20 protein-coding genes, 1 tRNA gene and 1 pseudogene are annotated in these 25,607 nt (G+C 61.1%); 7 read left to right on the top strand and 15 right to left on the bottom strand.

Annotated elements, in window-relative coordinates:
• Positions 1-163, bottom strand: a pseudogene (locus RB623_RS23245) (porin); the annotation flags it as partial.
• Positions 164-646: 483 nt separating this feature from the next.
• On the opposite strand from RB623_RS23245, the gene RB623_RS23240 reads away from it, so the two are divergent.
• Positions 647-853, top strand: coding sequence for a hypothetical protein (locus RB623_RS23240; RefSeq protein WP_308059396.1), 207 nt, complete (start codon positions 647-649; stop codon positions 851-853).
• A 19-nt stretch (positions 854-872) separates the two neighbouring features.
• Here RB623_RS23240 and RB623_RS23235 read toward each other — a convergent pair whose 3' ends face one another.
• The 13 genes from RB623_RS23235 to RB623_RS23175 all read right to left on the bottom strand — a co-directional run bounded on the left by RB623_RS23235 (position 873) and on the right by RB623_RS23175 (position 15,836).
• Positions 873-2,276 (bottom strand): TRAP transporter large permease, encoded by a 1,404-nt coding sequence (locus RB623_RS23235; RefSeq protein ID WP_308059395.1) that lies wholly within the window; start codon positions 2,274-2,276, stop codon positions 873-875.
• Between the two features lie 2 nt (positions 2,277-2,278).
• Complete coding sequence (locus RB623_RS23230; RefSeq protein WP_308059394.1) at positions 2,279-2,845, bottom strand: TRAP transporter small permease; 567 nt, start codon at positions 2,843-2,845, stop codon at positions 2,279-2,281.
• A 208-nt stretch (positions 2,846-3,053) separates the two neighbouring features.
• A complete protein-coding gene (locus RB623_RS23225; protein WP_374121730.1) occupies positions 3,054-4,037 on the bottom strand; it encodes a sialic acid TRAP transporter substrate-binding protein SiaP in 984 nt (327 codons plus the stop codon).
• A 57-nt stretch (positions 4,038-4,094) separates the two neighbouring features.
• Positions 4,095-4,970, bottom strand: a complete 876-nt coding sequence (locus tag RB623_RS23220; protein WP_308059392.1) for an isocitrate lyase/PEP mutase family protein — start codon at positions 4,968-4,970, stop codon at positions 4,095-4,097.
• A 9-nt stretch (positions 4,971-4,979) separates the two neighbouring features.
• On the bottom strand, positions 4,980-5,903 hold the full coding sequence (locus RB623_RS23215) for an SMP-30/gluconolactonase/LRE family protein (protein WP_308059391.1): 924 nt from the start codon (positions 5,901-5,903) through the stop codon (positions 4,980-4,982).
• A complete protein-coding gene (locus RB623_RS23210) occupies positions 5,900-7,141 on the bottom strand; it encodes an alpha-hydroxy acid oxidase (protein ID WP_308059390.1) in 1,242 nt (413 codons plus the stop codon). The genes RB623_RS23215 and RB623_RS23210 overlap by 4 nt, the downstream gene beginning before the upstream one ends.
• A 14-nt stretch (positions 7,142-7,155) precedes the next feature.
• Positions 7,156-8,070 (bottom strand): SMP-30/gluconolactonase/LRE family protein, encoded by a 915-nt coding sequence (locus tag RB623_RS23205; RefSeq protein ID WP_308059389.1) that lies wholly within the window; start codon positions 8,068-8,070, stop codon positions 7,156-7,158.
• Positions 8,071-8,101: 31 nt separating this feature from the next.
• Positions 8,102-9,400: a TRAP transporter large permease gene (locus RB623_RS23200; protein ID WP_308059388.1), complete on the bottom strand. Its 1,299-nt coding sequence runs from the start codon at positions 9,398-9,400 to the stop codon at positions 8,102-8,104.
• Positions 9,387-9,899: a TRAP transporter small permease gene (locus RB623_RS23195; protein ID WP_308059387.1), complete on the bottom strand. Its 513-nt coding sequence runs from the start codon at positions 9,897-9,899 to the stop codon at positions 9,387-9,389. Before RB623_RS23195 ends, RB623_RS23200 begins: the two co-directional genes overlap by 14 nt.
• 87 nt (positions 9,900-9,986) lie before the next feature.
• The gene (locus RB623_RS23190; protein ID WP_308059386.1) at positions 9,987-10,928 is read right to left on the bottom strand and encodes a TRAP transporter substrate-binding protein DctP; all 942 of its coding nucleotides are present in this window, start codon (positions 10,926-10,928) and stop codon (positions 9,987-9,989) included.
• A 406-nt stretch (positions 10,929-11,334) separates the two neighbouring features.
• Positions 11,335-12,174 carry an IclR family transcriptional regulator C-terminal domain-containing protein gene (locus RB623_RS23185; protein WP_308059385.1) on the bottom strand — a complete coding sequence of 280 codons (840 nt, stop codon included), beginning with the start codon at positions 12,172-12,174 and terminating at the stop codon, positions 11,335-11,337.
• Positions 12,175-12,226: 52 nt separating this feature from the next.
• A complete protein-coding gene (locus RB623_RS23180; protein ID WP_308059384.1) occupies positions 12,227-14,959 on the bottom strand; it encodes a 2-oxoglutarate dehydrogenase E1 component in 2,733 nt (910 codons plus the stop codon).
• A 73-nt stretch (positions 14,960-15,032) separates the two neighbouring features.
• Positions 15,033-15,836: a hypothetical protein gene (locus tag RB623_RS23175; protein WP_308059383.1), complete on the bottom strand. Its 804-nt coding sequence runs from the start codon at positions 15,834-15,836 to the stop codon at positions 15,033-15,035.
• Between the two features lie 62 nt (positions 15,837-15,898).
• Between RB623_RS23175 and RB623_RS23170 the strand changes: the two genes are divergently transcribed.
• The 3 genes from RB623_RS23170 (at position 15,899) to RB623_RS23160 (ending at position 19,215) form a co-directional block, all read left to right on the top strand.
• Positions 15,899-17,113 carry a CoA transferase gene (locus tag RB623_RS23170; protein ID WP_308059381.1) on the top strand — a complete coding sequence of 405 codons (1,215 nt, stop codon included), beginning with the start codon at positions 15,899-15,901 and terminating at the stop codon, positions 17,111-17,113.
• Positions 17,114-17,136: 23 nt separating this feature from the next.
• Entirely contained in the window at positions 17,137-18,780 is a 1,644-nt protein-coding gene (locus tag RB623_RS23165) for an acyl-CoA dehydrogenase family protein (RefSeq protein ID WP_308059380.1), read from the top strand.
• A gap of 344 nt (positions 18,781-19,124) precedes the next feature.
• Positions 19,125-19,215: transfer RNA gene (locus RB623_RS23160), tRNA-Ser, on the top strand.
• A 91-nt stretch (positions 19,216-19,306) separates the two neighbouring features.
• On the opposite strand, the gene RB623_RS23155 is transcribed toward RB623_RS23160, so the two are convergent.
• Entirely contained in the window at positions 19,307-19,897 is a 591-nt protein-coding gene (locus tag RB623_RS23155; RefSeq protein ID WP_308059378.1) for a TetR/AcrR family transcriptional regulator, read from the bottom strand.
• 157 nt (positions 19,898-20,054) lie between these two features.
• On the opposite strand from RB623_RS23155, the gene RB623_RS23150 reads away from it, so the two are divergent.
• The 3 genes from RB623_RS23150 to RB623_RS23140 all read left to right on the top strand — a co-directional run bounded on the left by RB623_RS23150 (position 20,055) and on the right by RB623_RS23140 (position 25,604).
• A complete protein-coding gene (locus tag RB623_RS23150) occupies positions 20,055-21,269 on the top strand; it encodes an efflux RND transporter periplasmic adaptor subunit (RefSeq protein ID WP_308059377.1) in 1,215 nt (404 codons plus the stop codon).
• A complete protein-coding gene (locus tag RB623_RS23145; RefSeq protein ID WP_308059376.1) occupies positions 21,266-24,358 on the top strand; it encodes an efflux RND transporter permease subunit in 3,093 nt (1,030 codons plus the stop codon). The genes RB623_RS23150 and RB623_RS23145 overlap by 4 nt, the downstream gene beginning before the upstream one ends.
• A 136-nt stretch (positions 24,359-24,494) precedes the next feature.
• Positions 24,495-25,604: a pyridoxal phosphate-dependent aminotransferase gene (locus RB623_RS23140; protein WP_308059375.1), complete on the top strand. Its 1,110-nt coding sequence runs from the start codon at positions 24,495-24,497 to the stop codon at positions 25,602-25,604.
• Positions 25,605-25,607 lie beyond the last annotated feature (3 nt).

Here is a 25,607-nt window from a genome sequence, read left to right as displayed (position 1 = left end):
GCAAACGCGAACGTATTCGACGGGCTCCGGCTCGGCAACCACGACCGCATCGGCCGCCCGCGCGCCGCTGACCGCCACCAGGGCCGCTGCGGAGCCGAGAAGAAGGCTCTTGATGTTCATTTCTGATCTCCAGTCAAAAGTTGTAAAATGGGTCAGGGCTTATTTGCTGCAGGACAGCTCGCCTGCCCCATCCCCAAGCCGAAAAAGACACGATCACTCGCCCCTCTCTCGATGCCAAAATCACCCATCGGCTTTGTCCGTTCAACCGTGATCGTCAAAACCTCGGCGTTGCCGGAACGCGATGATGACGTCCTGTGACATAAACGACACGATTTGATGGCCCGCTTAAATGTCCCGTTAACCATACCGCGCCGCAACGCGGTTGCATCGGCCGACCGGACCATTTGAGCGACCGAATCATGGATCGTCGCCGCAAACGAGCTGCTCGCTCCGCGATGCCGGTTGGCGGCCGCCACGCCCGAGACGAAATAGCACTGGCGACCCGGTGAGACCCCGCCCTTCAAGACGAGGGTTGCAAAAGCCTGCGCCACGTTCGACGCTCATATACCCATACCTTGCCTGTGGAGCCGGAATAGGCGCGGGCACTGGAATAGAGAAATTGCCCTCAATGGCTCGGAGAGACATCGTGCTGATCGAACTGACGCTCACCAACGCCCAAGCGACCCCCATCTACCTCAATCCCAACCACATAGTGGCCGTCTATCGATCCCCGAACGCGGCAGCCACCTCCGTCGTCTGCGTTTCATCGGGAGGCGGCAAGCGAAACGTCTACGCAGTCCTGGAATTGCCCGAGGAGATCGCGGAAGACTGCGAGACCAGATCAATCCGGTAGGTCCCGACCTGATTCGATCCTATCGCAGACCCATTGCTCCCGGGAGCCAGAGACTTATTCCCGGGATGAACGTGATCAGCAACAACGCGATCACGAGCGGCACGAGCCAAGGCAGGATCGCGACTGTCGTTCTCTCTACCGAGAGTTTTGCGATACGGGACAGCACGAACAACACCATTCCCAGCGGCGGATGCAGCAGCCCAATCATCAGATTGAGTGTCATTATCAGTCCGAAGTGGACCGGATCGACGCCGAGCTGGATTGCGACCGGAAGCAGGAGTGGAACCAGAATCGTGATCGCAGCGATCGTATCGAGGAAGCACCCCACGACAAGCATGAGCACGTTTACGAGAAGCAGGAAAATCCACTTGCTCTCGGTGAGCGCGAAAATGAAGGTGGCGAACATCTGAGCGGCCTGACTGACCGTCAGGAGCCACGCAAACAACGATGCCGCGGTCACAATGAAAAGCACGGACGCCGTCGTCTCGATCGTGTCGAAGGTTGCCTTCGCCAACGAAGAGAAAGTCATGCTCCGATAACGCACGAGGCCCAGGAAGAGAGACCAGACGACGGCCGCCATAGCCGCTTCCGTAGGCGTGAACCATCCCATCGTCATTCCGCCGATAAGGATAACAGGCGTCATCAGGGCCATGACCGCCGAGAAGTCGAAGTACCAGTCCAGAAAGATGAGAGCGGCCAGGCCAATGAGGACGGCCGCCGTAGCCGATAGGCCCAGAAGGGTCATCACGTAGACGACGACCGGAAACATCAGCACGATCAGCACTTCAAGACCGGCTTCGAGCAACCGCTTCATGGAGAACCGCGTGTCGGAACCCCAACCACGTCGATACGCGAAGACAGCGACAGTGATCATCATCAGGATGGTCATCACAACGCCGGGCACGATCCCGGCCATAAACAGCGCACCGATCGAGACGTTCGCCATCATCCCGTAGATCACGAACGGCAGCGACGGCGGGAAAATCGGTCCAAGCGTGGCCGATGCGGCGGTGACGCCGACCGCAGCCTCGACCGGGTACCCGTGATCCTTCATCGCCTTGATTTCGATCGTACCGATGCCTGCGGCATCAGCCAAAGCCGTACCCGACATGCCCGAGAACACCACAGAGCCTATGATGTTCACCTGCGCCAGACCACCCTTCATCCAACCGACGAGAGCGAGCGCGAAGGTGTAGATGCGACCGGTAACCCCGGCGATGTTCATAAGGTTCCCGGCCAGGATGAAGAACGGGACGGCAAGGAGCGGGAAGCTTTCGACGCCCGCGATCATGCGCTGAGCCGCAATGAGATCCGGTATGCCTCCATACACCAGCAGATAGGCGATCGAACTGACGGCCATCGACACCGCCACCGGGAGCCCGAGCAACATGAGAACGAGGAAACCGCCGATAAGAAGCAGCATGGTCAGTTTCCTTGTGTAAGAAATGCTTCGGGTCGTTCGAGCACGGAGTACCCTCGCCGCCAGTTCCGGATCGCGACCTGGACGGATCGGACAAACATCAGCGCGAAGGCCAGCAGCACGAGATACAGGAACCAGGCTTTGGAGAGGTCCACGGTCAGCATGCGTTCGTCGGAGACCAGGGCGATGTATCTCCACATCAACCACGCGGCATAACCGAAGAAAGCCAACCGCAAGATATCGACCGCCACGGCAAGGCACCTACCAACGCGCTGTGGAAGGTAGTGGTAAAGCAAGTCCACCTGGATATGCCGGGATAGTCGCACGCACATCGATGAACCCAGGAAAACGACAGCGACCAGCAAGTTGATCGCTACCTCTTCGGTCCAGGCGTAACTGCTGTTGAGCACATAGCGGGAGAAAAACTGCAGGAAGACGCAGGCCACCATCACCCAGAAAAGAGCCAGCGTCAGCCAATCCTCGGAGCCATAAGTCGAGAGATCGGCGACTTCTTCCGACTCGAACGCCTTCGCGAGTTCCTTGACATCCACCGGATGATGGGCAGCCGTCATTTTCCGTCCCGTCACAATCAAAGCCGCAGAGAGTGGAGGCGCGACTGATCGCGCCTCCATCCGGTTCCAAGGGAGCGCATGGAAAGGATGGGGCGGGCTGCAAATGGCGTTATTGCTGCGCTCCGAGGCTGACGCAGTTCCTGTACGCCGCGCTTCGGCGCTCGCAAGAACGCCGTTTGGTGCCCCGCCCTCACATTTCCAACGTTGCTTACTGAATGGCTTTGATCGCCTCCCAGTCCGACTTTTCGTAGCCGAATTTCTCGAACGGGACGTTCTCAAGGACGGTTTTCTCGAAGTCCGCCTTGTCCACCTCGGTGATCGTCAGGCCTTTGTCCTTGAACACCTGCAGCAGTTCCTTCTCTCGCGTCGCGATCTTCGCGCTCGCGCGCTCGGCTGCCTCACGCATCACCTCGGTGAAGACCGCCTTGTCCTCATCCGACAGGGATGCCCAGCGGCTCTTCGAGATGACGGTGTTGAGCTGATCCACGATGTGCCCGGTCAGGCTGATGTTCTTCTGGACCTCGAAGAATTTCTTCGCTTCGATCGCGGTCAGCGGATTCTCCTGAGCATCCACCGTCCCGTTCTGGAGAGCGAGATAGACTTCAGCGAAGGCGATCGGCGACGTGTTGGCTCCGCATGCTTGTGGCATCGCCAGATAAGCGGGAATGTTCGGTACCCGCATCTTCACGCCCTTGAGATCCGAGCACTTCGTAATGGGCGAATTGGATGTCGTGTGACGCGTTCCGTAGTAGGTCGTTGCCACGATCTGGTGGCCCACCTTTTCGGCGTACCCTTTGGCGAGACGCGCGTAGGTGTCGCTCTTCATATATGCGAGAAGGTGATCGGCGTCGCGGAAGATGAAGGGATAATAGGTCACGCCGATTGGCGGATACTGCCGCGCCGGCAATCCCGCGGTGAGAATGACGATGTCCACCGTGCCGAGGGTAAGACCCTGATCGAGGTCGCTTTCCTTACCAAGCTGCGACGCGGGGTACACGTCGATCTTGTAGCGCCCGTTCGTGCGCTTCGTGATTTCCTCGGCCGCCCATACGGACTCGGTGTGAAACGGTTCGGTGACCTCGAATACGTGGGCCCATTTCAGAACCTCCTGCGCATAGGCATGGCCGGCTGTCAGGGCGACTGCAATCACGCTGGCCAGACCTGCGATCGTATTGCGAAACTTCATTTTCATTCCTCCATATTGACTGTCGTTGAGATGGACCGGGACGCCGTGAGCTGGCGCGTTCCATCACGTGGCTACAAATCGCTCCTGCCACTCTCTCATCTCATGAGAGCGGTCCAATTGCCTCAGTCGCTCCTCGCTTGCCTGTGGCCTGCCAAAACCAGAGCTGTCGCTGTTGTTCTCCAGGTGTTGGTACGCCTCGATCATTGCCTGGACTGCCGTCCGGTACGGCAGATGCGGCAGATACCGCACCTTCACCCTGCACGCCCTCAGCAGAGCCGTGTCCGCGACAACGCTCGCATCTAGACCGAGCACGAAGATCGGAAGGTCGGTTGCCGTGGCGATATCCTTGAGGTCCTGCGCGCCATTCGGCAGCGCCGGAAACATCAGCGCTTCGGCCCCAGTTTGCGAATATGCTCGAATGCGCGCCATCGCGGCATCGCGCGGCAATTCCTCAAGCGCACTCGTGCGTGCGACGACAACGGTGTCGGCATTCCGCTTCGCGTCCACTGCCGCGCGAAGCTTCCCGACCTGTTCCTCCTCGGAGAGCATCAAGGAATGCCTCCGCTCCGCTTCGCCGAATGTTCGAGGCACCAGATTGTCCTCGATTTCGATCGCGCAAACCCCAGCCGCTTCGAGTTCGCGTACCGTGCGCAATACATTCAGCGCATTCCCGCCGCCTTCGTCAGCATCCACGATCAAACAGGTATCGCTGATGCGGGTGATCCGCCTGCTCACGTCGACGAGGTCGCTCATGTTCGAAAGCGGAATGCCGTCCGGCACGGCCAGATTGGCGAACTTGCCAAACGACCCGGATAACTTGCTCACCTGCCAGCCGAGCATCTCGGCGACTCTGGCGGAAAGCGGATCGAATATGGGAGCGGCGGCGACACAGTTGTCCGCTCTCAAAATGTCCCGAAACCGGGTGACGCTCGTAACCATGGACCTCGCCTACGAATGGGAATGGGAGAACGGCATGCGGCCGGCGACAGGCAGACGAGCAGTCAACAGCGTTCCCGTGGTGGAGTCGGTGATGTAGATCCGCCGAGGATCCGAAATCCCGAACGCGACATTCGTGGTCATCTTGCCTCGCGGCGAGACGACGCGCTGCAGGGGCTCGCCGAGGGGGTTGAACACCCAGACGCATCCGAGCCCGCCATGAACGACCAGCAGATTGTCTGCGCCATCCAGCAGCAGGCCATCAGGGCCGAGCCCTCCTGAAAGCTGCAGAAACCTGCTCACGCGTGTGACCGAACCATCCTCGCGCAGGCGCATTTGCCAAACGGCGTTTTCCCGGAACATGTTCAGATAGAGCGTGGTCCCGGCGCCGTTCAGAGCGAGGCCGTTCGGCGCCGCCAGATCGTCGAGCACCACCGTCGCGTGCCCTTCTGCGGTCAGATGAACCAGCCGCCCGTCGGGTTCGGCCAGGTCGGAGTCACCCATATCCGTGAAGTAGATGTTTCCTTCGTTCGTGAACACGAGATCGTTTGGCCCGACAAGCGGTCGCCCGCCTATCTTCTCAAGAAACGGCTCGACCTTTCGGCTAATTGGGTCGATCACCACGATCCCGCGCTTGTGATCGGCGATGAAGATTCTCCCATCCCGATGAATCCGGAGTCCGTTGGGCTCGCCGTCGTATTGGACGAAGAGTTCGAACTCGCCATTCGGAGAGACGCGGAAAATGCGACCGTAAGGAATGTCCACGCAGAGGAGGTTCCCCTCCTTGTCGAACCCAGGCCCCTCCAGGAACGAACCCGGCTTGCCCCAAGGCCGGCCCTTCAGCCAGGGAGTCGGCTCGCCTTTCCAATGGAGCGATTCAGGAACTTCGGAAAAGACCTCAGCCTCGATCGTCTGGGGCAACGGAAACATGGTCATCCCCCTCGTCGCTGACTTGCGGTTGCCGCCGCAGCAGCATCGACGCCGTATGATCCCCTGCGAAAGTCCGCCGGAAGCCTCAGCAAGTGATGGTCGAGATCCCGAAGCTCGCGTGCGCCTGAGAAGATCATCACGCGCAACAACTCTTCGACCAGGATTTCGATAGCCCTCTGAGCCCCTGGTTGCCCGGCGGCTGCGACGCCGAACAGCCCGGCTTTTCCAACCATCACCCCGCTGGCACCCATTGCGACCGCCTTGGCAATATCGCTGCCGCGTGTGACGCCGCTGTCGAGCAAGACGGTGGCCTTGCCGCCGATACGATCGACGATCGAAGGCAGTGCGCGTATCGGCGCGATGCTCGCATCGAGGTTCCTGCCGCCATGGTTTGAGACGATGACACCATCGGCTCCTGCGTTGACCGCTTGCGCCGCGTCATCCGGATGCATGATGCCCTTGATGAGCAACGGGCCATCCCAAAGTCTTCGGAACTCCCGGATGTCTTCCCACGAGACGTTGTCCGAGAACGGAAGGTTGAATTTTCCGACTTTCGCCGCCTTCACCGGGACGCGAAGCTGCTGCGGATAGTTCTCCGCCACCATCGGACCTGACCGCAGGTAGCGCCGGAACACCACGTTGAACAGCCAACGCGGATGGCACATTATGTCCAGCGCGTTGCGGCTCGAAAGCCGGAACGGAATGCTGAAGCCGTTCTTCAGATTGTACGGCCGGAACGGCGCTACCGGCGTGTCCACGGTGACGATGAGGGCCTCGTAGTCCGCCTTGCGCGCTCGATCGATAAGTTCACGCGTCATCTCCCGCTGGGGCCAGACATATAGTTGCAGCCAAAGTCTCCCGCCGGCCTCTTCCTTCACTCGTTCCATTGGAGTGATGGAGCCCGTCGAAAGCGCAAAGGGAATGCCTGCTGCAGCGGCGGCCTTCGCCGATCCGATCTCACCGTCGAGCCAAAGCAGGCTGGCAAAACCAGTGGGTGAAATGGCCAGAGGAGCCGCACTCGGCTTCCCCAGGATAGAACACTGCGCCGTCGCGCCCGATACGTCCTGGACAACACGGGGGCAGATTTCGATCTCGTCAAACGCCCGCGCATTGCCATCCAGCGCCCGATCCTCGTCGGTGCCCCGAGCCACGTACTCGAAGATGCCGCGCGGCAGATGCCGCTTCGCCAATTCCCTCAGGTCGGAAATTGACAGAGCCTTGGTTCGCAGGCGCTCGATGTCCAACGCAGTGTACCCCGTCAAACGCCTGAAAACATCGGCTTGCCGGGATGCGGCAGTTCCGCTTTCAAAATAACTCCCTCTTCGCATTCGGTGATGAAAGCCGTGCGATTGTCCGGACCGCCAAACGCAACATTTGTGGTCTGGCGACCCGCCGGACTATCGACTCGCAATATCGGCTCTCCCTGAGGATTGAAGAGCCATAGCGCCCCCATGCCGATCTGGCACACTGCGAGGTTGCCTGCGGTGTCCATCGAAATGCCGTCCGGCCCGCCGCCGCCCGTCATCTGAATGAAGTTGCCAACCTTCGCGACCGATCCGTCGTCCGAGAAAGGCACGCGCCAGATCGCGTTCGCGCGGGTCACGGCAACGAAAAGAACCTTCTCGTCCAACGAGAGAACCAGTCCGTTCGGGCTCGGCACGTTGTCGAGCAGGCAGTCCACCTGTCCATCGGCGCGAACGCGGAACACGCGTCCGCTGGGATCGTGGAGTCCTGTCAGCCCCTGATCGGTGAAGAACAGGTCCCCGTTCGCACCGAAATAGAGATCATTGACCGCTTTCAGATGCTCGAGCCGCACGCGCTCCAGAAATGGCGTGATCTTGCGGGTATCAGGGTCGATGACGAGGATGCCGCGGCGGTGATCCGCAACGAATATCCGGCCGTCCCTGTGAATGCGCAGACCGTTCGGTTCGCCCTCGTACTCGACGAACAGGCTGAAATTGCCCTTGGGATCGATCTTGAAAATTCGTCCCCATGGGATGTCGACGCAATAGAGGTTGCCGTCGCCGTCGAAGGACGGCCCCTCGAGAACCGAATGATGCTGCTTCATTGCGGGCTGGTGGCTGAACCATTCCCCGCCGCGTCCCGTCTTGCGCAGTTCATCCGGAAGGCGCGCAAACACTTCTGCGGTCTGGCGAGGCGGGGGTGCGTACATGCAGATTGCTCCGGACTGACTGTGCGCGCGCCTAGTTCATCGACTCTGGAAGCCAGAGAACGATGCCGGGGAACGCGTAGATGAGAAAGGCGAATGCGATGATGATGAAGCAGTAGGGCAGCGACGACCAGGCGATGGTAGATAGCGGCGTGCTGGGGGTGATCGACTGGATCGCGAACAGATTCAGCCCGACAGGCGGATGGATCTGACCGAGTTCGATCAACAGAATGATCAGGATGCAGAGCCAAACTCCGTCGAAGCCCATGGCGATCATCGGTGCGTAGATGAGCGGCACGGTGATAAGCATCATCGACAGGCCCTCCATCACCATGCCAAGCAGGATGTAGATGATCAGGAGGATGCAGAAGAATACGAAGGGGCTGAAGTTCAGATCGACGATGAAGCGCGCCACGCCGTCGCCGAACCCCGTGACCACGATGCCGTACTGAAGAATTTGGGCGCAGATCGTGATGAACATGATCACCGCGCTCGAAACGACGGTATTGGAGAACGACACCGCTATCGCTTCGTATGTCAGCCCGCCATAGTACCAGGCGATCGCGGCCGCGAGCACCACGCCGACAGCCGAGGCCTCGGTCGCAGTGAATGCGCCCGTGTACATGCCGACAATGATACCACCCACCAGCAGGATGATGGGAACCGAATCCCGCAGCGCGTTGCCCCCGATATCGGCAACCTCCTGTTCCCTGGGGGGCACGAGCGAGGGATCCATGACCGCGCGCACACCGATGTAGATGCAGAAAAGCAGCGAGAGGACGATCCCGGGGACGATTCCGGCCATCAGAAGGTCGATGACGGACTGATGGGTCATCGATCCGTACACGATCATCGGGATGCTGGGCGGGATGAGGATTCCAAGGCTACCGCCGGCAGTCAGGGTCCCCATTGTGAGGCTATCCTTGTATCCGCGCTTGCGCATTTCGCCGACCGCGACGGATCCAACGGTCATCGCGGTTGCAACTGACGAACCGCTCACTGCGGAGAACACGGCGCAGCCCGCTATGTTGGTCTGCGCGAGACCGCCCGGAATGAAGCGGAACACGCGGGAGAGCCCCGTATAGAACCGCGCGGCCACTCCCCCCTGGAGAACGATCTCACCCATCAGGATGAAGAGCGGAATCGCCACCAGCGTGAAGTTCGTCGCATTGTTCCAGACGATGCCGCCGATGGATTGCCAAAGCGACGTTCCGAACATGGCCGTGATGCCGACGACGCCGGCGAGACCCATAGCGACGCCGATGTAAACGCCGCCGGCCAGACAGCCGACGATGACCAGCGAATAGATCAGGACCAGCTCATTCCAGGACATTCTTGTCTTCCTCCTTGGCCAGCGCCGTGTTTCCGCGCCAGAGGCTTGCGGCAAGTTGGCCCGCGCGGACCAGCATGCCGAACGACAGCAGGAATAGCGCGGCCGGCAGAATGAGCTGCGGATACATCAGCGGCGTGGCGGAGTACTGTTCTGACACGCTTCCGAACTCGCGGCTGGTTTGGAACAGGATCCATGTCTGCTGCGCCAGAAGCAGGCAGAATAGCGATGAGATGACACCGACTGCGAGTTCCCAGGCAGCCCTGACCCGGAGCGGGAGCAGTGATACGCCCGCCGTAATGCGAAGAAACCGACCCCGCGTCATTGCCGGATAAAATGCCAGCATGGTCGCGGCTGCGAACAAGTAACCGGAATACTCCTCGGAGATCTTGATGGATATGGAGAACGTATACCGGAGGAAGACCTCGAGGGTCATCAGAACGACCATCACGGCAACGAGGATCGATGCCAGAAATATCAGCGCTTTTTCAAGACGATCCACGAGCGTGACCTCAACGATAGACAGGCGAGCAGGACGCTCCAGGCGATTGTGGGGAGGCCATCCGGCCTCCCCCATCACATCCGGCGCCTACTTGCAGCCTTCCTGGATTCCCGTAAGGATCTCTTGAGCGACTTCGCCGTTGGCCTCGGCCCAGTTCTTGCCGATCTCAACGGTCATCTCGCGCAGCGCCTTCGCATCGTCGGCATTCGGCTCGCTCAGCGTCATGCCCTGGCCGACCAGCGCTTCACGCGCGGCTGAATCGAGCCTGAACACCTCCTCGCGGAATTTTGCCTCCCAGCGGACGGCAACCTCCATGAAGGTCTTGCGCACATCCTCGGGCAGCTCCGCCAGCGCAGCGTTATTTGCGGAAATCACTTCATGCGACAGGGTGATGTTGAACATGTATCCGTTCTTCAGCACCTGCGACCAATGCCAGTTGTTGGCGTTGATCGCCGCGGTGATCGCACCGTCGACGGTCCCCAGTTGCAGCGCCTGAGTGACCTCGGCCGTCGTGATCGACGCGCTGGTTGCACCCAGCTTGTCGAGGGTTTCGACCTGCTCGCGATTCCAGGTCCTGATCTTGCGCCCCTTGAGATCCGCGATCGTCTTCACCTCGGGAACCGACCAGATCTGCTGGCCGGGCATCGCCCAATGCATGATCGGCGTCGCCTTGAACTTGTCGGAAATCGCCTGGTCCATCATCGGGCGGACCTTGGGGAGCGCGCCATCGAAGAATTTGTGCATGTCAGTGCATACGAACGGCATCGACATCGCCGCCACGACCGGAAGGTCGGACGCGATGAAGCCAGTCGGCGAATGGCCGATTTCGATCTGGCGTCCGGCTATCGCCCGGTAGACGTCAACACCCTTGTAGGGAAGCTCGCTTCCCGAGAAGACTCGGATGTTGAGACGCCCTCCGGTCGCCTCCTTGACCTCCGCGGCAAAGCCCTTGGCCCATTCGGTCTGCTTGTCCGCGACGTCGTAGATCGTGAACATCTTCCATTCGAAATCCGCCGCGTATGCGGACATGGATCCCGCCGTCCACACTACGCCCGCAGCAACACATTTGATCAGCGATCTGAACATTCCAGGTCCTCCCTACGTAATCGACAGCACTGCTCCCGCGGCAACCTCCTTGCCCAGGGCGCTCCGTCCTAAGCCGCTTGAAACCAGCCGCCTCGACCTCACCCAACGTTATTCATTAGATGAATGTCAATTTCATTTACATTATGCGCGAGTTTGGGGGCTGTCAACGGACTTGCGTCCACACATGGACCTCGAGCATCCAAAAAACGAAAAGGGGCGGATCGTGCCGCCCCCTTTCCCGCCGCCACTCTTGGCTGTCATTTCGCGCTGACGCTGTCGATCAACTCCTTGCCTTGCCGCATGCGGACGCAGCGAACCATGAGCGCTGATGTCGTGGAGTGGTTCAGCCCTAGGCTCGAGCCTGCCGCTTTGGCTTCGCGGCGGGCTTGGAAGAGAGGTCGTTCAGGCCTGAGTCTTCTGCCACACGCTCCGCAATGGACTGTGCCGTCTTGCGGACGGCAGGCAGGATTTGTGACAGGATTCTGTTTCGGGCGCCCGCCGACTGCAGGACAAGACTGCTTAGGCCAGCGACAACCTTGCCGCCTACTTCGATCGGTACTGCGACCGCCCAGATCTGCGAACGATAGATCTCCTTGAGATAGCCTTCTTCGGCAAGCGCATACTGGTTTCGGCGGACCTCTTCCAACTTGCCGGGCAGCTCGGAAATCAGCTTTGGATTGCTGTCCCACTTGCTGTCCGAATTCCGCAACTGCGCAAGGGTCTCTTCCAATTTCGGCGCCGGGAGATAAGCTAGGTAGACCAGGCCTACGCCAGTCGCCAAAACCGGAATTCGAGCTCCAAGGCGGCTGGATATGGACATTCCGTGTTCGCTGCGATTCGTGTACACGATGGACATCGCACCGTGCTCGAAAATGGCAAGGTTCGACGGCCAGCCGATCTCGGTACGCAGTTCCTCGATCAGAGGAGTTGCCAGTTGAACGAGACGCGACGCCCCTGCGAAACCCTTGCTGAGAGTGAGCGTCCGGGCCGTGACGCCATACATCGGAGCGTGTTCCAAACGATAGATGTATCCGGCGCTCATCAGGGTTTCGAGAATGCGTACGATGGTCGGCTGGGGCAGCTTGACCTGCTTGGAAATGTCGAGCGCTCCAATCGGACCGGACTCGCTGATCACGCGCAGGATCTGGAGGCCGCGAATAATGGCCCGGACAGGTTCGAACGACGGCACGGCAACACCTCTCTTCGCGACTAAGCCAAAGTCGGGCCATTTACGCAATAATTCAAGAGGTGAATAGGCGCTCCTTTTTCTGCCGGGGCTTCTCGCTGCTTTCAATCGGGAGATGAAGAGCGCGCTTCAATATCTCGCCCTCCTCGCGCTCATGCCGCTCTACGGAGCCGCCGGCACACACCGACATCGGCGGACGTGAAATGATCGGCATCGAACGAGCAAGAACGATCCCGGCTCTGGCGAGCAGCGGTTGCAAGTAGGACCAGGGCCCCTGGTTCTCGGCTTCCTCCTGCAGCCAGACGATCTCGGCTCCTGGGTAAGGCCGGAGGGCCTTCAGCAATTCGTCTTCGGGAAACGGATAGAGCTGTTCGATTCTAATGGGCAGGATCGTGTCCCGCTCCTGGAGGTTCTGTCTCAAGGCGTTCAGCGCGTAGAATATCTTGCCGGAACAGAGGACGACGCGTTGGACCTTGGACGGGTCTGCGACGTCTTCAGGGATCACCGTTCGGAATCCCGTTCCGGCCTGCATTTCGCGAATATCCGAAACAGCCGCCTTCGCTCGAAGGAGCGATTTGGGCGAAATCACGAAAAGCGGCTTTCGCCAAGGCGCGACGAGCTGACGGCGGAGAAGATGAAACAGGTTCGCCGGCGTCGTAGGATTCGCGACGATCACGTTCCCGCCGGCACAGAGTTGCAGCAGGCGTTCTATCCGCGACGAGGAATGATCGGGCCCCTGACCTTCCAGTCCGTGCGGCAGAAGCAGGGTTAGTCCCGAGCGCAACCGCCACTTCGATTCCGCCGAGACGATGTATTGGTCGACGACGACCTGAGCCCCGTTGAGGAAGTCTCCGAATTGGGCCTCCCAGATGGTCAGTTGCTCGGGATCGTAGAGGCTGTGTCCATATTCGAATCCAAGAACGCCGTACTCGGACAGCGGGCTGTTGACGAGTTGCAAGGAACCCGGCCGCAAGGACGCGTTGCCGAGGGGCATGTAGGTGGCTCCGGTTTGCATATCGTGCACCTGCCAGTGCCGCTGCGTGAAGGTTCCGCGGACTGAGTCTTGTCCAGACAAGCGTATCCGCTTTCCTTCGGCCAGGAGGGAGCCTATTGCCAACGCCTCTGCACTCGCGAAATTGATATTCTTTCCGACTTCGATCGACGCCGCGCGTAGATCGTAGAAGCTGCGTACCTTTGGGTGAGCCTGAACGCCTTCCGGGACCATGCTGATGGTCCGGCCGATCTCGCTCAAGCGCGAAATTTCCACGCCCGTTTCAACGAAATCAAGTATTTCGTCCTCCTCGCCCGGCGAAAGAACGCTCCACGCCGCCATCTGAAACGGTTCATGGTTGGGCTCGAACTCGCCTGCGGCCTCGAAACCTTCTCTCAACTGGCTGCGGAAGGTTTCGGCGACGGACGCATGGCGCTTCGCGACCTCAGGCCGTTCGGTCGCCATCTCGGCTTCGAACTTTGTCCTCACTGTCGGGAGATCGTCGATCAACCGCCATGCCAGAGGCTGGGTGAAGCGAGGCTCGTCGAGTTCGTTATGTCCGTTCCTTCGATAACAAACGAGGTCTACGAGTACGTCTCTCCGGAATTTGGTTCGCCACTGGACAGCAAGCCGCGCTGCGTGCGTGACCGCGACAGGATCGTCGGCATTGACATGAATTATGGGCGCACCGACCAGCTTGCCCGCGTCGGTGCAGTATCGTGAGCTTCGTCCCTCCGAAGGAAGCGTCGTGAACCCGATCTGGTTGTTGACGATCAGGTGGATCGATCCGCCGCTGCCATAACCACTCAGGCCTCCCAGTTGCAGTACCTCGGCCGCCAATCCCTGCCCTGAGAAGGCCGCGTCAGTGTGCAAGAGGAAGCACAGTGCGTTGTAGGATCCTCCCACGGCCCGCGCCATGCCCAATGCGACCGGAGCCACGACCATAAGATGGGATGGGTGAGGGAGAAGCTTGACGGAGATCGTCCGCCCGTCGATCGAGGTCAGACTGGTGTGGCCCAGGTGGTACGGGACGTCCCCGGTGAACACGGCGCCCTCGGACAGATCTCTCCCCATGAGTTCGGCCGCGAGATTCGCCGGGCTTTTTCCCAGTGCGACCGCAAGGGTGGCCAATCGCCCGCGATGCATACCCCCCATGACGACGTCCTCGACGCCCGCGAGTGCGGCCCGACGTATGATCTCGCGGATGAAGACGAGCGCGGTCTCCCCACCCTCGATTCCGAAACGCTTCTTCGTCGGAAACTTGACCTGCATGAACGACTCGAACTCATCTGCCAGGATGACGGCTTCAAGCGCGTCGGCGCACAGATCGTCATCCGCGGCGTCAAGCCGGCACTTCTCGAAGTTCTCGTACCACCAAGAACGTTCCTCTTCGGACTCCAGGTGTTCTACCTCCAGGCCCAGTGGCCCAGAATAGATGGCCCTGGAGACCTCCTGGACCGATCGCAGACCGAGTATCTGGCGGCTACCGCCGATCGTGATCTCGACGGTTTCTTCCTTCTGAGCATCCACCAGTTCTCGCAGTCTTTGGATGGAGCTGTCGACGTCGTCGCTGCGCCGAAGGGGATCGAGCTGGGCCTCGCGGTGACCGAAACGACGGTAGGCATCGAGAATCAGACCGGCGAGACTGGCTCCTTGCCGGGCCGAACCGGGGTGCTCCCGGCCGTCGATCATCGCGAATTGCACGGACCAGTCCGAAGGCACGGAGCTGGGATCCTTGAGATACCTCGCATAAAGATCGAGGAAGAAGGCGCTGTCACCACCAAACGAGGCTGGCATCGGGAATCCTCTGGCGACCGCCAATCGGCGCGTCGCCACTGCTAGAAGGCTGCTTCAGAAGGTGGTCGAGCGGTCAGGCTTTTGCGCCGGCGACCCAGACGTCGGCCATCGCCGCACCCGTCTTGATCGCGGCCGCGTAAGCGTCGTCACGCTTCGCGATTTTCTCCGCGAACGCCAGAACCTCGTCGATTCGTTCCCTGGGGATCGCGACAGCGCCGGTGTCGTCAGCAAAAATCAGGTCGCCGGCGCGGATGGTGATGGCGCTAAGGGCGATCGGCTCCAAAGTGCTCTCGACCCCGATCCGCCCCTTGCCAGTGCGCATATACGTGCCGCGGCTGAACATCGGATACTTCAGGTCTCGCGTGCCATCGATGTCGCGGCAGACGCCATCGATAATGGTTCCTGCGAAGTCGTGGCGGCTGGCAAACAGCGAGAGCGTGTCGCCCCACACCGAGCAATCCGTCCTGCCTCCATTGTCGATTGCCACGACCGCTCCGGCGGGTACGTCATCCATGAAGTCCGCGAAGCGATGCAGCGCGCTGGATGCCGGCGTGTAGCGCACAGTGTAGGCGGGACCGCACATCTTGAGTCCCTGGACCTGAGTCTTCAGCCCTTCGATTGTCCCGTGCACGCCGGCGAGATCGAGTGCGTCGGAAATGATCGCCGAACTCAGCTTCAGAAACGCTTCGATCGTGCCGTCACGCAGTGTCTGGTCGCTCATTCCCATACCTCCTTTTGATCGCCGGTCCCTGCCGAGACCATCCATCCCGAGCGCAGAATTATTCTCTTGATGAATTCTGAATTCAATACTACAAACTTTGGCAATGGCGCAACAGCCTCGAACATGTCTCTTGGCAAACGGTTCGTAGCGTCCCAAACCATCATCTCGCCTGTGTCGCGACAGTCGCGCGACCAGAAGCAATGGCTGCGAGGTAGATCATGTATCGAACCCTGACTGGCATGCGTGTCATCGAAGCCTCGTCATTCGTGGCAGCTCCGTCGTGCGGCCTTCATCTGGCGCAGATGGGCGCCGAGGTAATCCGTCTCGATCTCATCGGCGGAGGTCCGGATTTCAACCGGTGGCCGCGCTCCCAGGATGGGGCCAGTCTCTTCTGGGAAGGCCTGAACAAGGGCAAGAAATCGATCGCACTCGATCTGCGCCGGCCTGAAGGCCGCGAGCTTGCCGCCGCACTCGTGTCGGCGCCCGGCGATGGCGGTGGCCTTTTCGTCACGAATTTCCCGGCTGAAGGGTTCCTTGCGCATGAGCGCCTCGCCGCACGCCGCGCCGACCTGATAACCGTTCGCGTGATGGGACATGCGAACGGGCGGCAGGCAGTGGATTATACCGTCAATGCGGCGTTCGGGTTTCCATATATGACCGGCCCGGAATCGCTCGGAGCGGAGCCGGTCAACCACGTGTTGCCCGCATGGGATCTGCTGGCCGGCGCGCACGCTGCTTTCGCCCTGCTCGCCGCGGAGCTCTTTCGGCGAGCAAGCGGAAAAGGCCAGGAGATACGACTGCCTCTTTCCGACCTGGCGGCCGCGACCCTGGGAAACCTTGGCATGATCGCTGAAGCCACGCAGTCCGGCACGGCGCGTCCCCGATACGGAAACGCCTTGTACGGCGCCTTCGGTCGCGACTTCGTCACGAGCGACGACAAACGGATCATGCTCGTCGCGATCACCGAGGGCCAGTGGTCGAGCCTGATCAACGCGCTGAACATCGTTGACGAGGTTGCATCGTTGGAACGGGAGCTCGGAATATCCTTCGGCAAGGACGAAGGGCTGCGCTTCCAGCACAAGGACCGCCTCTTCGCGATTGTCGAAAAGCCCATCCGCCGTGCATCCTACGCCGAACTTGCACGGCGTCTGGATAAAGACGGCGTATGTTGGTCCCCCTATCGGTCCGTCCATGAAGCGCTGGAAGAGGATCCAGTCCTCTCGGAGGCCAACCCCATCTTTGAGATGGTCGAGCACCCCAGCGGTTTCGCTTACGCTACTCCCGGCTCCGCGGCTTCTTTCACAGGTCTTGAGAGAAGTTTTCCGCCGAGATCACCGCGTCTCGGCGAGCATACCGATGAGGTTCTGTCGGAAGTGCTGGGACTCTCGAACACTGAAATCAACGATCTGCACGACCGCGACATCGTTGCCTGACCCAAACCATGCTGGAACCGAAAATGGACCTTTCCGCGGATGACAGACGCGCGAACCTGCAGCGCGTCTCCGAGTGCGTCGACAGCTATCTGGCTCACGCCCGCGTCCAGATCGGCGCGCGAATGGGCGGTGATGGGATGACGGCGACCGTCGCGAACCGGCACCAGCGGGAACTTCACGGTCTGGCTTGGATGGCGACACTAGGAGAAGCCATACTGCAGACGGTGAACTGGTCGGTCGCCGACGGTCTGTCCGAAATGGACATGCTCGCCGCCGAGGTGGGGATAGGCGAGTATCTCAACCAGCTTGTCTACGGAATCCCCATGAGCCAGAACGAAATCGTCAGGCCCGGCGAGATCGGGTTGGCGGATCTGGCCTCCGAACTGGCTTCCGATCCGGCGGTCTCCTGGTTCATTCAGAACGGCAACAATGACCTACGCCGAGCTGCGCTTGTCGACGCCGCCTATGAGGGCCTTGGCGTCAGCGATCGGCTTGGCGACGAAGCACTCGACCTGATCCGTGAACAGTTCCGTCGCTTCACGGCCGACCGGATCGTGCCGGACGCCCACAAGTGGCACCTTTCGGATGACCTGCTGCCCGATGAAATATTGAACGAGATGGCGGCCATCGGAACGTTCGGCGTGTGCATTCCCGAACAGTTCGGCGGGCTCGAACTCGGCAAGCTGGCCATGTGCGTCGTCACCGAGGAGTTGAGCAGGGGCTGGATCGCCGCCGGATCGATCGGCACGCGGTCGGAGATCGCTGGAGAACTGATCGTCTCGGCTGGCACCGAGGACCAAAAGCGGAGATGGCTGCCGGGAATTGCCTCGGGAGCCATCCTGCCTTGCGCAGTGTTTACGGAGCCAGACACGGGATCCGATCTCGCGAGCCTGCGGAGCAGAGCCTCGAACAATTCTGATGGAACCTGGAGCCTGAGCGGCAACAAGACGTGGATCACGCACGCATCGCGAAGCGATCTCATGAGCGTACTTGTCCGTACCGACCCGACGAGCACAGGTTACCAGGGACTATCGATGTTCCTGCTTGCGAAGACACGCGGAACCGACTCCGACCCGTTCCCCGATGAGGGCATCACGGGTGGCGAAATCCATGTTCTTGGATATCGCGGCATGCGAGAATACGAGATCGCGTTTTCCGATGTCCGTTTACCAGAGGATGCTCTTCTCGGGGGCGCCGAGGGTTCCGGCTTCAAGCAACTCATGCAGACTTTCGAAGGGGCGCGCATCCAGACTGCGGCCCGTGCTATAGGCGTAGCTCGCCGGGCATTCGAACTGGGATTGGAGTACGCCACCAATCGCCGCCAGTTCGGGCAGCCGATCATCAAGTTCCCGCGCGTGTCGGACAAGCTGGCGCTGATGATAGCGGAAATCCTCATGGCTCGATCCCTCACCTACTATGCGGCACGAATGAAAGACCAAGGGCGGCGCTGCGACATCGAGGCGGGGATGGCAAAGCTCCTGGCCGCACGCGTCGCCTGGAGCAACGCGGACGCCAGCCTGCAGATCCACGGAGGCAACGGCTATGCCCTCGAATTCGAGATCAGCCGAGTCCTATGCGATGCGCGCATTCTCAACATCTTCGAAGGCGCTGCGGAGATCCAGGCGCATGTCATTGGACGGGGATTGCTTTCGCGGAAGAATGCATAGCAGGGCACTCCCGGGTAGGTAGTCGACGATACCTGGAGGACGGCAACCGCGAATCAGCGGGGCGTGGATGATCGCTTCAGAAGGCCACATTCAAGAGGCCGAAGCGCCTCATGGATTCTCTAGCCAGGCTGTTTCATTGCTGACATCCGCCGCTGTGGCCGCGCCTCGAAGCAGCTTTAGCGACCAGAAACAGACTTCCCGGATTTTCCCCGGACGGACCTAAATTTCATGGTTTGGTCCCGTCACGTCCCGTCGCGGCGCGTTGCTTGGAGACCGTGGAGAAAAAATGGGACAGTCAAAAAATGGCTTGTTTTCCAAGGTTTGTAGCTATAGGTCAGCCGCACGGAGAGGTGGCCGAGTGGTCGAAGGCGCTCCCCTGCTAAGGGAGTAGAGGTCAAAAGCTTCTCGAGGGTTCGAATCCCTTCCTCTCCGCCAGTTCCCTCCAAAAGAATCTTGCTCTCGACGTCGGAACGACCTGCAAAAGCGAATGAGTTTTCCTGAAGGGCCGAAATCGGTTCGCCTCAGGCTAGGCGGGGTTCGCTGGCCTGCGAGTCGAGTCGATGAGGTCGCACAACGCTTCGACCGCCCTGCCCGTCTCCTCGGCGGACAATATGTCGGCATTGAAAAGCTTCATGCTGCGCATGCCCTCCATGGCCAGGAAGAGGATGAGCGCGGTTGATTCCTCGCCGGCGTCGGCCTTCAGCCGGTCCAGCATCTGTCGCTTGAAGCGGGTGATCGGCGCCATCATCTCCGGGTGCTGGACAATCGCGGCCAGCACGCCGGAAGCCGGCGGCGCCTTTCGCGCACAATCGACCATCGAGACGTCGAGATAGGAGCGCAGGATGTTCGCCAGACCGCCCTTCTCGTTGCGGTGGTCACCCAATTCCTGCTCAAAATGCCTTAGATGATCCACGATGAGAGCCTCCAGCAACTGGGCTTTCGCGGGAAAGTGATAAAGCAGGCCGCCCTTGGAAACGCCGGCGCGGGCAGCCACAGCATCCAGCGACATGTTGGCTGGCCCCACTTCGTGGGCAATATCACCGGCGGCGGCAAGGATTCTCTCGCGAGCGCTCGGGCGCGCCGGCGCAGCCGGCCGCGGCTTGGTGCTGACATCCATCGGCGTTTCCTTCTCGTTTTTTCTTGCGGGAATGTCAGTTGACATTACCGTCCAGACGGTACAGTAAATCGCCCTCGGATTTCAAGCGGGCCGTTTCCAGGTCGCCGCAAAGCATGCGGATCGCGGAACAGACGGACCTTCCAAAATCGGTAAACTCATGATTCTGCGCTTCATCCTGGCCTTCATCGTGCTCGTGTTCGTCTGCGGCGGCATCGTCGGTTTCAACATGCTGCGCGACCAGGGCATCAAGGACTATTTCGCCAACATGCCGCGTCCGACCCTCACGGTCTCGGCCGAGGAGGTGAAGCCGGTCACCTGGACACCCGGCATCGAAGCGCTGGGCACTGTGGCGGCCGCGCAGGGCGTCGACCTCAGCGTCGAGACCACCGGCATCGTCAAGTTGATCCTGTTCAAGGCCAACGAGCATATCGACGACAACCAGGTGCTGGTGCAGCTCGACGACGCGGTGGAGCGCGCCGACCTGGAAGCCCAGAAGGCGACGGCCTCGCTCGGCAAGTTGGCGCTCGACCGCGCCACAGCCCTCCAGAAGCGCGGCGTCGGATCCGACGTCGCCGCGGACGCGGCGGCGGCAGCAGCGGCGACGGCAACCGCCAATGTGGCGAAACTGCAGGCCGTGCTCGACCAGAAGCAGCTTCGCGCTCCGTTTGCAGGCACCGTCGGCATTCCGAGGATCGAGATCGGCCAGTACCTGCAGCCCGGCACCGTTGTCGCCACGCTGCAGGACCTCGATACCATGCGCGTCGATTTCACCGTGCCGGAACAGCGGCTCGCGGACTTGAAGATCGGCCAGCCGGTGCGGCTCGGCACGGACCAGGAAAAGTGGGATTTTTCCGGAAAGGTCACAGGCATAGACCCCAAGGTCGATCCGGCGACGCGCCTCGTCACCGTGCGCGCCGAAATCTCCAATCCGGACGGAAGGCTCAGCCCCGGCCAGTTCGTGCAGGTGCAGGTGCGGCTTCCAGAGGAGAAGGACGTGATCGCCGTGGTGCAGACAGCGGTGGTGACCAGTCTCTATGGCGACTACGTCTACCTCGTACAGTCGCCGGACGCGGAGAAGCAACAGCCAAAGCCGACCGGCTCCGACGAGCCGCAGACCAGCCAGGTCGATGAAAAGCCGATCCCGGCCGGCGCAGCCGTTGCCGCCGAGGCCAAGCCGGAAGCGGAACAGAATTTGGTCGCCCGCCAGGTTTTCGTCACCATCGGCCGCCGCGCCGACGGCCTGGTCGAGATCAAGTCGGGCGTTTCGGCCGGAGACATCGTCGTCACCGCCGGCCAGAACCGGCTCTACAACGGCGCCGCCGTCAAGATCGACAACACCGTCACCCCCGACCCGAAGACCGCCGCGAAATGAGTTTCTCCGATATTTTCATCCGCCGGCCGGTCCTCTCAACCGTGCTCGCCTGCATGATCCTGCTCCTGGGTTTCCAGGGCATTTTGAGCCTGTCGATCCGCCAGTATCCGAAGGTCGACGAAACCGTCATCACGGTGACGACCGCCTATCCCGGCGCCAGCGCGGACCTGATCCAGGGTTTCATTTCCGCGCCGATCGCCCGCGCGGTGGCCTCGACCGAGAACATTGACTACGTCACCTCCGCGAGCCGACCTTCCTCCAGCACCGTGACGGTGCAGATGAAACTCGGCTCCAATCCCGACGTGGCGCTGACCGAGGTCTTGTCTAAGGTGCAGGGCGTGCGCGGCACCTTGCCTGACGAAGCCAAGGATCCGGTGATCGTCAAGGGCACCGGCCAGCAGTTCGCGATGATGTACATCTCGATGCAGAATCCGAACATGACGCCGGAACAGCTCACCGAATATATCGAGCGCGTGATCCGGCCGCGCATGTCGACGGTCGAGGGCGTCGCCGACGTGCAGATTTTCGGCGCGGCCGACTATTCGATGCGGGTGTGGATCGACCCGGTCAGGCTGGCGGCGCGCGGCGTCACGGCGGCCGACGTGTTGACCGCCATCAACAACTCCAACTTCCTGTCGGCGCCCGGCAATGCCGAGAACGAATATGTCGTCTCCTCTATCACCGTGCGCTCGACGCTGCAGACGCCGGAGGCTTTCGCGGCGCTGCCGCTGCGCTCGACCGACGGCAACGTGGTGCGGCTGAGGGACGTGGCAAGCGTCGAGCTCGCGGCCGAAAACACCGACGCCCGGGTGACCTTCAACGGCAAGCCCGGCACCTTCCTCGCCATCTTCCCGACGCCCGCCGCCAACCCGCTGACCACGGCGGCGGCAATCCACAAGATCATCCCGACCATCCAGGACACCCTGCCGCTCGGCATGACGATCGAGATCGTCTACGATTCGACCGAGCAGATCGGCGCCTCGATCGAAGAGGTGTTCAAGACCATCGGCGAGGCCGTCGCCATCGTCGTGGTGGTCATTCTCCTGTTCCTGGGCTCGTTCCGCTCGGTGCTGATGCCGATCGTCACCATCCCGCTGGCGCTGATCGGCGTCTGCTTCCTGCTCTATACGGTCGGCTATTCGATCAATCTTCTGTCGCTGCTCGCCATGGTGCTGGCGATCGGCCTGGTCGTCGACGACGCCATCGTGGTGGTGGAGAACATCCACCGCCACATGGAAGAGGACCACATGTCGGCGATGCAGGCGGCGTTCAAAGGCATGCGGGAGATTTCGTCGGCCATCGTCGCCATGACGATCACGCTGGCAGCCGTGTTTGCACCGCTGGCCTTCACCGGCGGCTTGACCGGGTCGCTGTTCCGTGAGTTCGCATTGACGCTGGCCGGCGCCGTCGTGCTCTCCGGCATCGTCGCGGTGACCATCACGCCGATGATGTCTGCACGCCTGCTCAAGGCCGGCACACCCGGCCGCTTCCAGCGTATCGTCGACGCCGTGTTCAGCCGCGTCGAACGCGTCTACGGGAATCTGGTTACGGGCTCGCTCAAATACCGGCCGGTGACGCTGATGATCGTGATCGCGCTGGTCGCTCTGACCGGCTTCATGTTCACCAAGACCTCCAGCGAGCTGGCGCCGGAAGAGGACCAGGGTTTCCTGCTCTCCCTAGTCACCGCTCCGCGGTATGCGACCTCCGACTACACTCAAAAATACGTCACGCAGATCAACGATCTGGTGAAGGATATTCCCGAAACCAGAGCGCTGTTTTCGGCCGTCGCCTTCGGCGGCGAAACCAACAGCGCCTTCGTCGGCTTCGCCTTCAAGGACTGGGCCGAGCGCACCCGCAGTTCCAAGGAACTTCAGGCTGATATCACCGGCCGCCTCTCAAACGTCGCCGGTGTACAGGCCTTCGTCTTCGCGCCGCCGACGCTGCCGGGTTCCGGCGGCGGCCTGCCGATCACCATGGTGATACGCTCGACCGCCGACGCCGGGCAGGTGTTCGAAAAGGCCGAGGAGATCAAGAACAAGGCGCAGGCTTCCGGCCGCTTCATCGTCGTGCAGAACTCGATGGCCTACGATGCGCCGGAAGTGACGATAACCATCGACCGCGACCGCGCCGCCGCACTCGACCTGCCGATCTCCGAGATCGGCCGGACGCTGACGCTGCTGGTCGGCGGTGCCGAGGTGGCGCAGTTCGACCGCGATTCCAACAGCTACGACATCATCCCGCAGGTGCCGCAGGAGTTCCGCGACAATCCGGAGAAGCTTGGCGGCTATTTCGTGCGCAGCGCGACCGGCGTGATGGTGCCGCTCTCGGCGGTGGTGAAGATTTCTAGCAACGCCTCGCCCGCCGCGATCGAACAGTTCAACCAGCTCAATTCCGCGACGATCTCGGCGCTGCCGCTGCCCGGCGTCACCACCGGCGACGGCTTGAAGGTGATCGAGGACATCGCCAAGGAAACGCTGACCGACTCGTTCTTCATCGACTATTCCGGTCAGTCGCGGCAGGAGAAGGAACAGGGCAATACCATTCTGATCGCCTTCGCGGCGGCCGTGCTGGTCATCTATCTGGTGTTGGCGGCGCAGTTCGAGAGTTTCCGCGACCCGTTGATCATCATGATGTCGGTTCCGCTGTCGATCTTCGGCGCCATCGTGCCGCTCAATCTCGGCCTCGGCACGCTCAACATCTACACGCAGGTCGGGCTGATCACGCTGATCGGGCTGATCACCAAGCACGGCATCCTGCTGGTTGAATTCGCCAACCAGCAGCGCGAGGAGCATGGTCTGTCGCGAATGGAGGCCATCATCGCATCGGCCAAGGTGCGCCTGCGGCCGATCCTGATGACCACGGCGGCGATGGCGCTGGGTGTCGTGCCGCTGATCACCTCCAGCGGCGCGGGCGCGGCGGCGCGATACTCGATGGGTCTGGTGATCTTCACCGGCATCCTCGTCGGCACGCTGTTCACGCTGTTCGTGGTGCCGATGTTCTACACCTACATCGCCCGCAAGGAACTTGCGCCGAAACCGGAAATGCCGATCGCGCCACCGGCGCATGGGGCACCAGTGGCAGCACATTGAGAAAACGGGCGGTCTCGGCCGCCCTTTTCGCATGCGGGAAGAAATCGGCACAAAATTCCCCGCGCATCCTTTCGTTTTCTGCTATGCGCTGCCCGCCGGGCACGCCGGCAAGTCAAACGCCAGCCGAGACTTTTGCATGACCCTGCGCCCGAAACAGGCCCCGATCGTCGCAGCCCTCCCCGTCACCGTGCCCTTCGTCGGGCCTGAGGCGCAGCAGCGCGCGAGTGGTCGTACCTTCCGGGCTCGCATCGGCGCCAATGAAAGCAGTTTTGGCCCGGCGCCGTCGGTGATCCGAAAGATGCAGGAGGTCGCGGCCGACCAGTGGATGTATTGCGACCCCGACAATTTCGACCTGAAAGCCGCACTCGCGAAACATCTCGGCGTCGGCATCGAGAACGTGGTAGTCGGCGAAGGCATAGACGGCCTGCTCAATCTAGCGGTGCGCATCTTCGTGGCGCCTGGCGACACGGTCGTCACCTCGCTCGGCGCCTACCCGACCTTCAACTTCCATGTCGACGGTTTTGGCGGGCGGCTGGTGAAGGTCCCCTACCGCAACGACAAGGAAAGCCTCGACGACCTGCTCGACGCCGTGCGGCGCGAGAATGCCGTCATGATCTACCTCTCCAATCCCGACAACCCGATGGGCACCTGGTGGGAGGCCGACGAGATCACCCGTTTCGCCGAGGCGCTGCCGGAAACCACCGTCTTTATCCTCGACGAGGCCTATGGCGAGGTCGGGCCGGCTTCGGCGCAACCGCCGATCCGCATCGACCGCCCCAACTACATCTGCTTCCGCACCTTCTCCAAGGCTTATGGCCTTGCCGGCATACGCTGCGGCTATGCGGTCGGCGAGCGCGAGGTGATCGCCGACTTCGAGAAGGTGCGCAACCACTACGGCACCAGCCGCATGGCGCAGATCGCCGGCGAGGCCGCTTTGGCGGATCAAGCCTATCTCTCAGAGGTGGCGCGCAAGGTCGCCTCGGGCCGTGACCGCATCGCAACGATCGCCCGCGACAACGGTCTATCGCCAATTCCGTCGGGGACCAATTTTGTCACGATCGACTGCGGTGCGGACGGCGCCTTTGGGCTGAAGGTCATGCAGAACCTGCTTGCCCGTGACGTTTTCATCCGCAAGCCGATGGTGCCGGTGCTCGACCGCTGCATCCGCATCAGCGTTGGGCTCGACCACGAACTCGACATCTTTGCCGAGGAGCTTCCGCGCGCTCTGGCTGCGGCGCGCGGCTGAAAC

Origin of the sequence: Mesorhizobium sp. LHD-90 (assembly GCF_030929505.1) — a bacterium.
Classification (GTDB): Bacteria; Pseudomonadota; Alphaproteobacteria; order Rhizobiales; family Rhizobiaceae; genus Kumtagia.
Note: the sequence above shows the minus strand (reverse complement) of the source record. Positions and strands in the feature narration are given on the sequence as shown.